We start from the raw sequence: 14,234 nt of genomic DNA, 5'->3' as shown, positions 1-14,234 counted from the left end.
ATGACCTCACGCATCGGCTTCTTCGTCCTCTCCGGCATCCTGCTGCTGGTCAGCGTGGTCTGCATAGGCGAGGGCGTCCAGCTCGTCGCCACCGGCAAGCCGCTCGGCATCGGCATCGGCGTGTGCGCCTTCGTCATCCCGCTGATCGGCGTCTGGTTCCTTCGCCAGACCGTCCGCTTCGGCCGGGCCAGCGAGCGGCTCGCCCGCCAGCTGGAGGCCGAGGGCGGTCTGCCCGTGGACGAGCTCAGGCGCACCCAGGGGGGCCGGATCGACCGGGCCTCCGCGGACGCCGTGTTCACCCGACGCAAGGCCGAGGCCGAGGCCGACCCCACCGACTGGCGGAACTTCTTCCGGCTCGCCGTCGCCTACGCGGACGCCGGCGACGTCCCGCGCGCCCGCAAGGCCATGCAGCACGCGATCAAGCTGCATGGCCGGGACGCCGCGGCCACCGCCGTAAACTGACTCGTACCGCCCCCAACAGCCAGGAACATCACCCATGCGCGCAGTCGAACCCCAGGTCCACCTGATCGCCCGCCCCGAGCTCGACTACGACGAGGTCGCGGCCTACCTGCAGGACGTCGGCGGCGAGAGCTGGCTGGAGCGGGTCGACCGCGGCGACCTGGACGACGCCCAGAACCTCGCCGAGTTCGCCGGCCGGATCTGCTACCGCTCGTGGAAGCCGGGCCTGAACCCGAACGTCACCAAGGTCCGCACCGACCAGGACGTCTACCTGAAGAACATCCTGGCCAGCGCGCACGGCTCGGTGCTGGAGCACGTCTCCTTCACCTTCGTGCTGCACAACGTCAGCCGCGTGGTCACCCACGAACTGGTCCGCCACCGGGCCGGCGTCGCGGTCTCCCAGGAGTCGCTGCGCTTCGTCCGCCTCGACGACATCCCGTTCTGGTTCCCCGAGTGGGCCCAGCAGGACGAGGAGCTGATGGGCCGCGCCACCGGCCTGATGCAGCAGATCGAGGAGTTCCAGCACTGGATGGCCGACCACTTCGGGCTGGACGAGGAGGGCGTCAAGTTCCACGAGAAGAAGGAGAAGACCTCCTTCATGCGCCGCTTCGCCCCCGAGGGCCTGGCCACCGGCCTGGTCTGGACGGCGAACGTGCGCACCCTGCGCCACGTCATCGAGAACCGCACCGCGCCGGGCGCCGAGGAGGAGATCCGGCTGCTGTTCGGCAAGATCGGCGAGCTGATGGTCAAGGAGGCCCCGTCGCTGTTCGGCGACTACACCGTCGAGGACGGCGCCTGGGTCCCCGGCTGGCGCAAGGTCTGACCTCCGGTACCCCCGACCGGGATCTGACGGACCGTCGGATCCCGGCCCGGCCCGCTCACTCGTGCGGCGTTCCCGCCGGCGGCCCCGATCCGGCCGCTGACCTGCGCCGACGGGCAGATGGACGGACCGCGGGAGATGTCCGGATTGCGGCATTCTCGGCCGCTCCATACGCTCAGGACACGGATTCCGGTGCTGCGTGAACCCCCGAGCGCGCAGCACCGGAATCCCATGTCGGGCCCGGCCCAAGGCCCTCAGGACTGTCCAAACCCTGGACCTGCGTGGCTGTCGACCACCGCCCTACGAGTAGTTTTGGACCCATGGCTCCGACCTCCACACCGCAGACCCCCTTCGGCCGGGTCCTGACCGCGATGGTCACCCCGTTCACCGCCGACGGCGGGCTCGACCTCGACGGCGCCCAGCGCCTCGCCGCCCACCTGGTGGACTCCGGGAACGACGGCCTTGTGCTCAACGGCACCACCGGCGAGTCGCCCACCACCACCGACGCGGAGAAGGCCCAGCTGGTCCGGGCCGTGGTCGAGGCGGTCGGAGACCGCGCCCACGTCATCACCGGCGTCGGCACCAACAACACCCACCACAGCGTCGAACTCGCCCGCCAGGCGCAGTCCGCCGGCGCCCACGGCCTGCTCGCGGTCACCCCGTACTACAGCAAGCCGCCGCAGGAGGGCCTGTACCGGCACACCGTCGCGATCGCCGACGCCACCGACCTGCCGGTGATGCTGTACGACATCCCCGGCCGCGCCGCCGTCGCCCTCGAGCACGACACCCTGGTCCGCCTCGGCGAGCACCCGCGGATCGTCGCCAACAAGGACGCCAAGGGCGACGTCGCCGCCGCCTCCCGGGCCATCGCCGACTCCGGCCTCGCCTGGTACTCCGGCGACGACAACCTGACCCTGCCGCTGCTCTCGGTCGGAGCCGTCGGCGTGGTCAGCGTGGTCGGCCACGTCGTCGCCGCCGAGATGCGTGCCATGATCGAGGCGTTCGTCGCCGGCGACCACGCGAAGGCGCTCGCCGTCCACCAGTCCCTGCTGCCGGTGTTCACCGGAATCTTCCGCACCCAGGGAGTGATCCTCTCCAAGGCGGCGTTGAACCTGCAGGGACACCCGGCCGGTCCGCTCCGGCTGCCCCTGGTCTCCGCCACGGACGCGGAGATCACCCGGTTGAAGGAGGATCTCGCCGCCGGCGGGGTACACCTGTAACCAACAACAGACGTGCGCGCCCCCGGCTCGCCGGACCCCACCGGGTCCGCCGCTGGACCGGGACCGACGGCGCGCGGCAATCGGCAGTCAGGTAACCACGATGGACGCACGCCATATGTCGCCGGGGGAGGAACCCCTCGGGCATATGGCGTGCGTCGTGAGGAGAGTCTTTTGAGCCACCCGCACCCCGAACTCGGCGCTCCCCCCGCACTCAAGGAGGGCGCCCTCCGCATCACTCCGCTGGGCGGTCTCGGCGAGATCGGCCGCAACATGACGGTCCTCGAGTACGGCGACCGCATCCTGATCATCGACTGCGGCGTGCTCTTCCCCGAGGACGAGCAGCCCGGCGTCGACCTGATCCTCCCCGACTTCAGCTACATCCGGGACCGCCTCGACAAGATCGACGGCATCGTCCTGACCCACGGCCACGAGGACCACATCGGCGCCGTCCCCTACCTCCTCCGGGAGAACCCGGACATCCCGCTGATCGGCTCCAAGCTCACCCTCGCCCTGATCGAGGCCAAGCTCGCCGAGCACCGCATCCGCCCCTACGTCCTGGAGGTCGCCGAGGGCGACCGCGAGCGGATCGGCCCCTTCGACTGCCAGTTCATCGCGGTCAACCACTCCATCCCCGACGCGCTGGCCGTCGCCGTCCGCACCCCCGCGGGCATGGTCGTCGCCACCGGTGACTTCAAGATGGACCAGCTCCCGCTGGACGGCCGCCTCACCGACCTGCCGACCTTCGCCAAGCTGGCCGAAGAGGGCATGGACCTCCTCCTGGTGGACTCCACCAACGCCGAGGTCCCCGGCTTCATCCCGCACGAGCGCGACATCTCCGCCGCGCTGCGCAACGTCTTCGCCAACGCGGAGAAGCGCATCATCGTCGCCTCCTTCGCCAGCCACGTGCACCGCATCCAGCAGGTCCTGGACGCCGCACACGAGTACAAGCGCAAGGTCGCCTTCGTCGGCCGCTCGATGGTCCGCAACATGGGCATCGCCCGGGACCTCGGCTACCTCAAGGTTCCCGGCAACCTGATCGTCGACGTCAAGACCCTCGACGACCTCCCCGACAAGGAGGTGGTGCTGATCTGCACCGGCTCCCAGGGCGAGCCGATGGCCGCGCTGTCCCGGATGGCCAACCGCGACCACCAGATCCGCATCGTCGAGGGCGACACCGTCGTCCTCGCCTCCTCGCTGATCCCCGGCAACGAGAACGCCGTCTACCGGGTCATCAACGGCCTCACCCGCTGGGGCGCCAAGGTCGTCCACAAGGGCAACGCCAAGGTGCACGTCTCCGGCCACGCCTCGGCCGGCGAACTGCTGTACTTCTTCAACATCTGCAAGCCGAAGAACCTGATGCCGGTCCACGGCGAATGGCGCCACCTGCGCGCCGCCGCCGACCTCGGCATCGCCACCGGCGTCCCGCGCAACCGCGTGGTCATCGCCGAGGACGGCGTCTGCGTCGACCTGGAGAAGGGCGTCGCCCGGATCGCGGGCAAGGTCCAGGCCGGCTACGTCTACGTGGACGGCTCCTCGGTCGGCGACATCACCGAGGCGTCGCTCAAGGACCGCCGGATCCTCGGCGAAGAGGGCTTCATCTCGGTCTTCGTGGTGGTCGACTCCACGAACGGCAAGATGGTCAGCGGCCCCACCATCCAGGCCCGCGGCTCCGGCATCGACGACAGCGCATTCGCGTCCATCACCGGCAAGCTGGAGGAAGCCCTCGTCCGCTCCGCCGGGGAAGGCGTCCTGGAGGTTCGCCAGGTCCAGCAGCTGGTCCGCCGGACCGTCGGCAAGTGGGTCGCCGACAACTACCGGCGCCGTCCGATGATCCTCCCGGTCGTCGTCGAGGTCTGACCGACCTGATTTGACCTGGGGCAGCCCGGTGCGTAATGTTCTCCGGGTTGCCCCACGGTCGTGCGGCTTCGCTCCGGATTCGAATTCATTCGAATGGGGCGGGGAAAACAGGCCGAGAAACTCTGATAGAGTTCGGGAGCGCCGAAAGGCAAAAGCAAGTCGGACTGAATGAAACTCCGGAAAGCGGAGCGGAAAACATCTGATAAGCTGGAAACACGAAAGAACGAAGCGCCCGGAGGGCCGGTCGGAAGGCCGCCTGAAGGAAGTGTCCGTTCCTTGAGAACTCAACAGCGTGCCAAAAGTCAACGCCAGATATGTTGACATCCCCGGCCAGCCGATATCGGTTGGTTGGAGATTCCTTTATGAAGTATCACTAGCGAGGACGCAGTGCGCAGGGCCGCCTTATTCCGGTGGTTGCTGTGCCGCTCTTTCGTGGAAGCATTCACGGAGAGTTTGATCCTGGCTCAGGACGAACGCTGGCGGCGTGCTTAACACATGCAAGTCGAACGGTGAAGCCCTTCGGGGTGGATCAGTGGCGAACGGGTGAGTAACACGTGGGAAATCTGCCCTGCACTCTGGGACAAGCCTTGGAAACGAGGTCTAATACCGGATATGACCTGCTCCTGCATGGGAGTGGGTGGAAAGCTCCGGCGGTGCAGGATGATCCCGCGGCCTATCAGCTTGTTGGTGGGGTAATGGCCTACCAAGGCGACGACGGGTAGCCGGCCTGAGAGGGCGACCGGCCACACTGGGACTGAGACACGGCCCAGACTCCTACGGGAGGCAGCAGTGGGGAATATTGCACAATGGGCGAAAGCCTGATGCAGCGACGCCGCGTGAGGGATGACGGCCTTCGGGTTGTAAACCTCTTTCAGCAGGGAAGAAGCGCAAGTGACGGTACCTGCAGAAGAAGCACCGGCTAACTACGTGCCAGCAGCCGCGGTAATACGTAGGGTGCGAGCGTTGTCCGGAATTATTGGGCGTAAAGAGCTCGTAGGCGGCCTGTCGCGTCGGATGTGAAAGCCCGGGGCTTAACCCCGGGTCTGCATTCGATACGGGCAGGCTAGAGTGTGGTAGGGGAGATCGGAATTCCTGGTGTAGCGGTGAAATGCGCAGATATCAGGAGGAACACCGGTGGCGAAGGCGGATCTCTGGGCCATTACTGACGCTGAGGAGCGAAAGCGTGGGGAGCGAACAGGATTAGATACCCTGGTAGTCCACGCCGTAAACGTTGGGAACTAGGTGTTGGCGACATTCCACGTCGTCGGTGCCGCAGCTAACGCATTAAGTTCCCCGCCTGGGGAGTACGGCCGCAAGGCTAAAACTCAAAGGAATTGACGGGGGCCCGCACAAGCAGCGGAGCATGTGGCTTAATTCGACGCAACGCGAAGAACCTTACCAAGGCTTGACATACACCGGAAACTGGTAGAGATATCAGCCCCCTTGTGGTCGGTGTACAGGTGGTGCATGGTTGTCGTCAGCTCGTGTCGTGAGATGTTGGGTTAAGTCCCGCAACGAGCGCAACCCTTGTTCTGTGTTGCCAGCGAGTAATGTCGGGGACTCACAGGAGACTGCCGGGGTCAACTCGGAGGAAGGTGGGGACGACGTCAAATCATCATGCCCCTTATGTCTTGGGCTGCACACGTGCTACAATGGCCGGTACAAAGGGCTGCGATGCCGTGAGGCGGAGCGAATCCCAAAAAGCCGGTCTCAGTTCGGATTGGGGTCTGCAACTCGACCCCATGAAGTTGGAGTTGCTAGTAATCGCAGATCAGCATGCTGCGGTGAATACGTTCCCGGGCCTTGTACACACCGCCCGTCACGTCACGAAAGTCGGTAACACCCGAAGCCGGTGGCCTAACCCGTAAGGGGAGGAGCCGTCGAAGGTGGGACCAGCGATTGGGACGAAGTCGTAACAAGGTAGCCGTACCGGAAGGTGCGGCTGGATCACCTCCTTTCTAAGGAGCGCATAGCCAGATCCGAGCGAACGTCTCGGATTGGTTGCTCATGGGTGGAACGTTGACTATTCGGCACACACGGTGATGACCGCAAGTACTGCCCCTCGGGGTGTGGAACGCGGGTTCGGAGTCGGGTGTGTCGGGCACGTTGTTGGGTCCTGAGGGAACGAGTGATCGTTTCTTCTGGGATGCCGGCCTCATGCGAGGCGCCCGCAAGGGTTGCCGAGTTTGGGTGTCTGGTCGTTGTTTGAGAACTGCACAGTGGACGCGAGCATCTGTGGCCAAGTTTTTAAGGGCGCACGGTGGATGCCTTGGCACCAGGAACCGATGAAGGACGTGGGAGGCCGCGATAGGCCCCGGGGAGCTGTCAACCGAGCTTTGATCCGGGGGTGTCCGAATGGGGAAACCCGGCAGTCGTCATGGGCTGTCACCCGCTGCTGAACACATAGGCAGTGTGGAGGGAACGCGGGGAAGTGAAACATCTCAGTACCCGCAGGAAGAGAAAACAACCGTGATTCCGGGAGTAGTGGCGAGCGAAACCGGATGAGGCCAAACCGGCATGGTGTGAGACCCGGCAGGGGTTGCCATGTTGGGGTTGTGGGAAAGTTCTTCAGTCGTCTGCCGGCGGCTGGGCGAGTCAGAAACCGTATGGGTAGTCGAAGGACATGCGAAAGGTCCGGCGTAGAGGGTAAGACCCCCGTAGACGAAATCTGTACGGCTCGCTTGAGCTTCTCCCAAGTAGCACGGGGCCCGAGAAATCCCGTGTGAATCTGGCGGGACCACCCGCTAAGCCTAAATATTCCCTGGTGACCGATAGCGGATAGTACCGTGAGGGAATGGTGAAAAGTACCGCGGGAGCGGAGTGAAATAGTACCTGAAACCGTGTGCCTACAAGCCGTGGGGGCAGCCTTCGGGCTGTGACTGCGTGCCTTTTGAAGAATGAGCCTGCGAGTTTGCGGTGTGTAGCGAGGTTAACCCGTGTGGGGTAGCCGTAGCGAAAGCGAGTCCGAACAGGGCGCCAGAGTTGCATGCCCAAGACCCGAAGCGGAGTGATCTAGCCATGGGCAGGTTGAAGCGCGGGTAAGACCGTGTGGAGGACCGAACCCACCAGGGTTGAAAACCTGGGGGATGACCTGTGGTTAGGGGTGAAAGGCCAATCAAACTCCGTGATAGCTGGTTCTCCCCGAAATGCATTTAGGTGCAGCGTCGTGTGTTTCTTGCCGGAGGTAGAGCACTGGATAGGCGATGGGCCTCACCGGGTTACTGACCTTAGCCAAACTCCGAATGCCGGTAAGTGAGAGCACGGCAGTGAGACTGTGGGGGATAAGCTCCATGGTCGAGAGGGAAACAGCCCAGAACACCGACTAAGGTCCCTAAGCGTGTGCTAAGTGGGAAAGGATGTGGAGTCGCAGAGACAACCAGGAGGTTGGCTTAGAAGCAGCCACCCTTGAAAGAGTGCGTAATAGCTCACTGGTCAAGTGATTCCGCGCCGACAATGTAGCGGGGCTCAAGCACATCACCGAAGTCGTGTCATTGCAGCAATACTCCCAACGGAGGCTGTGATGGGTAGGGGAGCGTCGTGTGCCGGGTGAAGCAGCCGAGGAATCGAGTTGTGGACGGTTCACGAGTGAGAATGCAGGCATGAGTAGCGATACAAGAGTGGGAAACTCTTGCGCCGATTGACCAAGGGTTCCTGGGTCAAGCTGATCTGCCCAGGGTAAGTCGGGACCTAAGGCGAGGCCGACAGGCGTAGTCGATGGACAACGGGTTGATATTCCCGTACCCGCTTTGAAGCGCCAACGCTGAACCTCTTGATGCTAAGCCCGTGAAGCCGGCCCGGAGTCTTCGGACGATGGGACGTGGTGGAGCCGGTGACCCAATGGGGTAGTAGGTGAGCGATGGGGTGACGCAGGAAGGTAGTCCAGCCCGGGCGGTGGTAGTCCCGGGGTAAGGGTGTAGGCCGTGAGGTAGGCAAATCCGCCTCACATCAAGGCTGAGACCTGATGCCGAGCCGATTGTGGTGAAGTGGATGATCCTATGCTGTCGAGAAAAGCCTCTAGCGAGTTTCATGGCGGCCCGTACCCCAAACCGACTCAGGTGGTCAGGTAGAGAATACCGAGGCGTTCGGGTGAACTGTGGTTAAGGAACTCGGCAAAATGCCCCCGTAACTTCGGGAGAAGGGGGGCCATTGCTGGTGATGGGACTTGCTCCCTGAGCTGGTGGTGGCCGCAGAGACCAGCGAGAAGCGACTGTTTACTAAAAACACAGGTCCGTGCGAAGCCGTAAGGCGATGTATACGGACTGACGCCTGCCCGGTGCTGGAACGTTAAGGGGACCGGTTAGTCCGATTTCGGTCGGGCGAAGCTGAGAACTTAAGCGCCAGTAAACGGCGGTGGTAACTATAACCATCCTAAGGTAGCGAAATTCCTTGTCGGGTAAGTTCCGACCTGCACGAATGGCGTAACGACTTCTCGACTGTCTCAACCACAGGCCCGGTGAAATTGCATTACGAGTAAAGATGCTCGTTTCGCGCAGCAGGACGGAAAGACCCCGGGACCTTTACTATAGCTTGATATTGGTGTTCGGTTCGGCTTGTGTAGGATAGGTGGGAGACTTTGAAGCCGTGACGCCAGTCATGGTGGAGTCGCCGTTGAAATACCACTCTGGTCGTGCTGGATGTCTAACCTGGGTCCGTGATCCGGATCAGGGACAGTGTCTGGTGGGTAGTTTAACTGGGGCGGTTGCCTCCTAAAGAGTAACGGAGGCGCCCAAAGGTTCCCTCAGCCTGGTTGGCAATCAGGTGTTGAGTGTAAGTGCACAAGGGAGCTTGACTGTGAGACTGACGGGTCGAGCAGGTACGAAAGTAGGGACTAGTGATCCGGCGGTGGCTTGTGGAAGCGCCGTCGCTCAACGGATAAAAGGTACCCCGGGGATAACAGGCTGATCTTCCCCAAGAGTCCATATCGACGGGATGGTTTGGCACCTCGATGTCGGCTCGTCGCATCCTGGGGCTGGAGTAGGTCCCAAGGGTTGGGCTGTTCGCCCATTAAAGCGGTACGCGAGCTGGGTTTAGAACGTCGTGAGACAGTTCGGTCCCTATCCGCTGTGCGCGTAGGAGTGTTGAGAAGGGCTGTCCCTAGTACGAGAGGACCGGGACGGACGAACCTCTGGTGTGCCAGTTGTCCTGCCAAGGGCATGGCTGGTTGGCTACGTTCGGGAGGGATAACCGCTGAAAGCATCTAAGCGGGAAGCCTGCTTCGAGATGAGCACTCCCACCTCCTTGAGAGGGTAAGGCTCCCAGTAGACGACTGGGTTGATAGGCCGGATATGGAAGCCCTGTGAGGGGTGGAGTTGACCGGTACTAATAGGCCGAGGGCTTGTCCTCAGTTGCTCGCGTCCACTGTGTTGGTTCTGAAACCACGAACAGAACCCCGTTCATCGAACGGGTTCCGGTTCGACAGTTTCATAGTGTTTCGGTGGTCATAGCGTGAGGGAAACGCCCGGTTACATTCCGAACCCGGAAGCTAAGCCTCACAGCGCCGATGGTACTGCAGGGGGGACCCTGTGGGAGAGTAGGACGCCGCCGAACAATTTTTCAGAAGAAGCCCCCTGACGGGATGTCAGGGGGCTTCTTCGCGTTTCCGGACCGGAAATTTCCGGATACCCTTCGCCAATGCAGAACCTGACCTTGACCTGGCAAACCTCGGCCGCTGCCTCCGCGGCACTGTACGGGGCGGCGTTCGCCGCCGGGCGGGTTGCTGCGAGCCGGGCCGGCAGTGGGCAGCGGAGGGGGCGGGTCGCGGCGGACGTGCTGCGGGAAGCGGGGACGCTGCTGGCGCTGTTCGCGCTGTGGCAGGTGGTCGGGCACCTGTCGTTGATGGGGACGGACAATGCGTTGGACCGGGCGGCGTGGATCCACCGGACGGAGCTGGATCTGGGGTTGCCGGACGAGGCGTCCTGGCAGCAGGCCGTGGTGGGGCATCCGTGGCTGGTGCAGGCGGCGAACTACTACTACGCGACGATGCACTTCGGCGTGATGCTGGTCGTGCTGCTGTGGCTGTTCCTGCGGCACCGTGAGCGGTACGCGTGGGTGCGGACGACGGTGGTGGCGACCACGGCGGTGTGTCTGCTGGTCCAGTTCATTCCGGTGGCGCCGCCGCGGATGCTGCCGGGGAACGGGTTCGTGGACCTGGCGGCACAGTACGGGCAGTCGGTGTACGGCAACGCGGTCGCGGGGGTGGTGGCGGACCAGCTGTCGGCGATGCCCTCGGTGCACGTGGCGTGGTGCGTGATCACGGCAGTGGCGGTGATCGTCGTCGCACGCGGGCCGTGGCGGTGGCTGATGGTGCTGCATCCGCTGGTGACGGTGTGGGTGGTGGTGGTGACGGCCAACCACTTCTGGGCGGACGGGGTGGTGGCGCTGGCGATACTGCTGACGGTGTACCTGCTGCAGGCGGTGCTGACGGGATGGCGTCGGCCGGAGCCGGGGGATGCCGCGACGGCGCGTCCGGAGGAGCGGGAGCCCAGCGCCGTGCAGAGCTGAGGGCGACGGGGTTCAGGCGGGTTCAGCCGGGCTGGGCGGAGAGCAGGGCTTCGGCGAGGGCGGTGCGGTAGTAGCGGCCGGCGGCGCCGGAACGGGCGTGGGAGACCAGGCGGGCGTCGAGCAGGACGGTGAGGTGGTCGCCGACGGCGGCGGGGCTGAGGCCGGTGAGGGTGGCGAGCTGGACGGTGTCGCGCGGGCGGTCGAGGCCGGCGAGCAGTTCGGCCCGGGCGCTGCCGAGCAGGCGGCCGAGGCTGGCGGGCGGGGTGCGCGGGGTGGGGACGGGCGCGGCGGAGATCGGGTAGATCACGGCGACGCGGGTGGTGTCCTGGGCGATCCAGCCGTGGCGGGCGCCGGTCGGGACGAAGAGCAGTTCGGCGTCCGCGGGCTCGTCGGGGACGGTGAGCTGGAGCCGACCGGTGGACAGCCAGCGGTGCCGGGGGCCGAGCGCGGGGAGGGCGGCGGGCCAGCCGTGGTGGTCGGCGAGGCGGCGGCGGGCGGTGGCGTCGGCGCGGAGGGTGCGCAGGCGGGCCGGCCACTCGGGGTGGACGACGTGCTGCCAGGTCCAGTCGAGGAGTTCGGCGAGCGCGGGGGCCAGGCCGAGCCCGGTGAGGTCGAGTCCGTGCGGGGCGGCGTCGGGGTCGGGCGGGGGCAGCCGGAACTCGGTGGGCCAGCGGGCGGCCGTACGGGCGCGCAGCCAGTCGTCGAGGTGGGGCGCGGCGGCGAGGTGCTGCTGGAATGCGGGCCGGTGGGTGGCGAGCCAGGCGCGGCGCCAGGGTTCGGGCCTGATCTCGGTGAGGATGCCGAGGGTGGCGACGGTCTCGACCAGCGGCGAGAAGGCAAAACGGCATGCGACGAGCGCCTCCGTGCTCACCTGCCACTGACCCATGCGTCTCCTCCGATCGGAGACAGTAGCAATCGGCCGGTGGGACGGGAGGGGATTGCGGGATCACTCGCCACCCGACCGGGTGGTGTGGTGGCCGTAAGGTGACGGTGCGGCCGAAGCCAGTTGCGTTGGCTTCGGCCGCACCTGAATGTCGATCAGCCGAGGCGGCGGTGCAGGCCCCAGGTGGTGAGAGCGGTCAGGGCAGCGGTGAGGGCGAGGAAGATCGCGGTCTCGATCCACTGGAACGGCCAGTAGCGGTCGGCGGGCTGGTAGTCGACGGCGACGTGCAGGTTCGCGTGGGCGAGGCAGTCCTCGGACGGGACGTCGTGGCTGTTGTTCGCGCACGGCTGGGTGCCGAAGGTGAGGACGCGTTCGGAGCTGTCGCGGATCGGCGAACTGTCGGAGAGCATCCACGCGTCGGGCACGGCGAGGCCGGCGACGAAGGTGGCGGACGGCCCGTGGGAGCCGGTGAAGCCGAGCATCTTGGTGGACCTCAGGGTGGCGGCGTCCAGTGCGACCACGCTGTGCACGGGCTGTTCGAGGTGCGGGCGGACGGCGAGCGGGACGAGCACCTGGACGGCGGCGAAGACGGCCAGGGTGACGGCCATCGCGGCGACGGTGCGGCGCAGGAACAGGCCGAGGCAGGTGCCGAGGGCGACCGCGAACGCGGCGTAGCCGAGCGGGACGATGCCGCGGGAGGCGAACAGCAGCGGGGTGAAGCGGTCGCGGTTGAGGTGGTCCAGCGGGGAGGCGAACCAGGTCACCAGCAGGCTGAGCAGCCCGGTGACGGTCACCGCGGTGACGCCGACCAGCAGCAGTTTGACGGTCAGCCAGCGGCCGCGGCCGATGCCCTGGTTCCAGATCAGCCGGTAGGTGCCGGTCTCCAGTTCGCGGGCGATCAGCGGCGCGCCCCAGAACGCCCCGATCAGGGCGGGCACCAGCAGGACCAGGGCGCTGCCGGTCCAGTAGGGGAAGGCGTAGATGTCGAGCAGTTGGCTGCCGTCGGCGCAGCCGCCGTCGGGGCAGCCGGCCGTCAGGTCCTGGTACTTGTCCCGCAGGTCCAGGCCGGAGATCAGCAGGTAGGCGGTGGCGGCGACGAGTACGGCCGCGGCCACCAGGAACTGGGCGCGGAACTGACGCCAGGTCAGCCAGGTCATCGCTGGGGCTCCAGGGCGGGTCGGGAGTCGGCGGAGGGTTCGAGGTGGGCGAGGACGAGGTCCTCCAGGCCGATCGGGTCCATCACCCAGGACGGGTCGTCGACGGCGGCGTCGGCGCGGACCACGAAGGTGCTCTGGCGTTCGGTGTGTTCGGCGTGCACGACCCGCATGCCGGCCGGCAGGGTGTCGGCGTCGCGGCGGGCGGTGGTGAGCCGGAAGTGGGTGGCGAGCAGATCGTCGATCTCGCCGTCGGCCCGGACGCGGGAGTCGGCCAGCACGATCAGGTGGTCGCAGACCCGTTCCAGGTCGGAGACCAGGTGGGAGGAGAGCACCACGGTGGCCTGCGACTCGGATTCGGCGACGAACTCCATCAGGCTCTGCAGGAAGGCGCGTCGGGCCAGTGGGTCGAGGGCGGCCACCGGCTCGTCCAGCAGCAGCAGTTCGGGCCGTTTGGCGACGGCGAGGGTGAGGGCGAGTTGGGCGCGTTGGCCGCCGGAGAGGCGCCCGGCCCGCTGGGCGGGGTCGAGGCCGAGCTGCCGGATGCGGCGGTCGGCGAGTGCGGCGTCCCAGTCGGGGTTGAGGCGGGCGCCGAGGCGCAGGTGGTCGGCGACGGTCAGGGTGGCGTAGGTCGGGGTGTCCTGGGCGACGAAGCCGACCCGGGCGAGTTGGGCGCTGTCGGCGGCCGGGGGCCGGCCGAACACCTCGACGGCGCCGCTGGTGGGGGTGAGCAGGCCGCAGGCGAGCTGCAGCAGGGTGGACTTGCCGGCGCCGTTGGGGCCGACCAGCCCGACGACGCGTCCGGCGGGGACGGTCAGGGTGCAGTCGGCCAGCGCGGTGCGGCGGCCGTAGCGCTTGGTCAGCGCCCGGGTTTCGACGATCGCGGTCATCGCTCCTCTTCGACGGTGGTTCGGAAGGTCTGCTGGAAGAGGGCCTCGATGGACTCCTGGTCCAGTCCGGCGGCCCGCGCCGAGGCCAGCCAGCGGCGCAACTCCTGCCGCAGCGGCTCGTGTTCGGACGTGGCGGGGTCGCCGAGGGTGCCGGTGACGAAGGTGCCGACGCCGGGCTTGGGGGAGACCAGGCCCTCGTTCTCCAGTTGGCGGTAAGCCTTGAGCACGGTGTTGGGGTTGATCGCGACCTTCGCCGCGACGTCCTTGACCTTCGGCAGCCGGTCGCCCTGGTGCAGCAGGCCCAGTCGGAGGGCCTGCCGCACTTGGTGGACCAGTTGCAGGTAGGGGGCGACACCGGACCGGGGCTCGATGTGGAACTCGATCACCGCAACCTCATTTATCTAGCTTCCTAGCACTATAGAACTGATGATCCGACGGACCGTCAAGTAA

The 14,234-nt window shown here is 65.9% G+C and carries 9 protein-coding genes and 3 rRNA genes; 8 read left to right on the top strand and 4 right to left on the bottom strand.

Going from position 1 to position 14,234, the window contains the following annotated elements; genetic code table 11:
- The 8 genes from ACI1MP_RS13210 (at position 1) to ACI1MP_RS13175 (ending at position 10,857) form a co-directional block, all read left to right on the top strand.
- Positions 1-462, top strand: coding sequence for a hypothetical protein (locus ACI1MP_RS13210; RefSeq protein WP_100590072.1), 462 nt, complete (start codon positions 1-3; stop codon positions 460-462).
- A 34-nt stretch (positions 463-496) separates the two neighbouring features.
- Positions 497-1,282, top strand: a complete 786-nt coding sequence (gene thyX, locus ACI1MP_RS13205; RefSeq protein WP_035866708.1) for an FAD-dependent thymidylate synthase — start codon at positions 497-499, stop codon at positions 1,280-1,282.
- A gap of 317 nt (positions 1,283-1,599) precedes the next feature.
- The gene (gene dapA / locus ACI1MP_RS13200; RefSeq protein WP_043909734.1) at positions 1,600-2,499 is read left to right on the top strand and encodes a 4-hydroxy-tetrahydrodipicolinate synthase; all 900 of its coding nucleotides are present in this window, start codon (positions 1,600-1,602) and stop codon (positions 2,497-2,499) included.
- Between the two features lie 171 nt (positions 2,500-2,670).
- Positions 2,671-4,356, top strand: a complete 1,686-nt coding sequence (locus ACI1MP_RS13195; RefSeq protein ID WP_100590071.1) for a ribonuclease J — start codon at positions 2,671-2,673, stop codon at positions 4,354-4,356.
- Between the two features lie 441 nt (positions 4,357-4,797).
- Positions 4,798-6,314 (top strand): 16S ribosomal RNA (locus tag ACI1MP_RS13190).
- Between the two features lie 279 nt (positions 6,315-6,593).
- Positions 6,594-9,699: ribosomal RNA gene (locus ACI1MP_RS13185) — 23S ribosomal RNA — on the top strand.
- Between the two features lie 87 nt (positions 9,700-9,786).
- Positions 9,787-9,903 (top strand): 5S ribosomal RNA (gene rrf / locus ACI1MP_RS13180).
- The 16S, 23S and 5S rRNA genes sit together here, the layout of an rRNA operon.
- 84 nt (positions 9,904-9,987) lie before the next feature.
- On the top strand, positions 9,988-10,857 hold the full coding sequence (locus tag ACI1MP_RS13175) for a phosphatase PAP2 family protein (RefSeq protein WP_380343556.1): 870 nt from the start codon (positions 9,988-9,990) through the stop codon (positions 10,855-10,857).
- A 22-nt stretch (positions 10,858-10,879) separates the two neighbouring features.
- On the opposite strand, the gene ACI1MP_RS13170 is transcribed toward ACI1MP_RS13175, so the two are convergent.
- The 4 genes from ACI1MP_RS13170 to ACI1MP_RS13155 form a co-directional block, all read right to left on the bottom strand.
- Positions 10,880-11,743, bottom strand: a complete 864-nt coding sequence (locus ACI1MP_RS13170) for an ArsR family transcriptional regulator (protein WP_404868735.1) — start codon at positions 11,741-11,743, stop codon at positions 10,880-10,882.
- Positions 11,744-11,895: 152 nt separating this feature from the next.
- Complete coding sequence (locus tag ACI1MP_RS13165; protein WP_404868734.1) at positions 11,896-12,897, bottom strand: ABC transporter permease subunit; 1,002 nt, start codon at positions 12,895-12,897, stop codon at positions 11,896-11,898.
- A complete protein-coding gene (locus ACI1MP_RS13160; protein ID WP_404868733.1) occupies positions 12,894-13,784 on the bottom strand; it encodes an ABC transporter ATP-binding protein in 891 nt (296 codons plus the stop codon). The genes ACI1MP_RS13165 and ACI1MP_RS13160 overlap by 4 nt, the downstream gene beginning before the upstream one ends.
- Positions 13,781-14,170, bottom strand: a complete 390-nt coding sequence (locus ACI1MP_RS13155) for a GntR family transcriptional regulator (protein ID WP_043909742.1) — start codon at positions 14,168-14,170, stop codon at positions 13,781-13,783. The genes ACI1MP_RS13160 and ACI1MP_RS13155 overlap by 4 nt, the downstream gene beginning before the upstream one ends.
- Between the last annotated feature and the right edge of the window lie 64 nt (positions 14,171-14,234).

Source organism: Kitasatospora griseola (genome assembly GCF_044999035.1).
Lineage (GTDB): Bacteria > Actinomycetota > Actinomycetes > Streptomycetales > Streptomycetaceae > Kitasatospora > Kitasatospora griseola.
Note: the sequence above shows the minus strand (reverse complement) of the source record. Positions and strands in the feature narration are given on the sequence as shown.

What these genes read in the sequence shown, in the direction of transcription:
- ACI1MP_RS13210 (WP_100590072.1), top strand. Translation starts at nt 1, where the DNA reads ATGACCTCACGCATCGGCTTCTTCGTCCTCTCCGGCATCCTGCTGCTG.
- ACI1MP_RS13175 (WP_380343556.1), top strand. Translation starts at nt 9,988, where the DNA reads ATGCAGAACCTGACCTTGACCTGGCAAACCTCGGCCGCTGCCTCCGCG.
- ACI1MP_RS13165 (WP_404868734.1), bottom strand. Translation starts at nt 12,897, where the DNA reads ATGACCTGGCTGACCTGGCGTCAGTTCCGCGCCCAGTTCCTGGTGGCC.
- dapA (WP_043909734.1), top strand. Translation starts at nt 1,600, where the DNA reads ATGGCTCCGACCTCCACACCGCAGACCCCCTTCGGCCGGGTCCTGACC.
- thyX (WP_035866708.1), top strand. Translation starts at nt 497, where the DNA reads ATGCGCGCAGTCGAACCCCAGGTCCACCTGATCGCCCGCCCCGAGCTC.
- ACI1MP_RS13170 (WP_404868735.1), bottom strand. Translation starts at nt 11,743, where the DNA reads ATGGGTCAGTGGCAGGTGAGCACGGAGGCGCTCGTCGCATGCCGTTTT.
- ACI1MP_RS13160 (WP_404868733.1), bottom strand. Translation starts at nt 13,784, where the DNA reads ATGACCGCGATCGTCGAAACCCGGGCGCTGACCAAGCGCTACGGCCGC.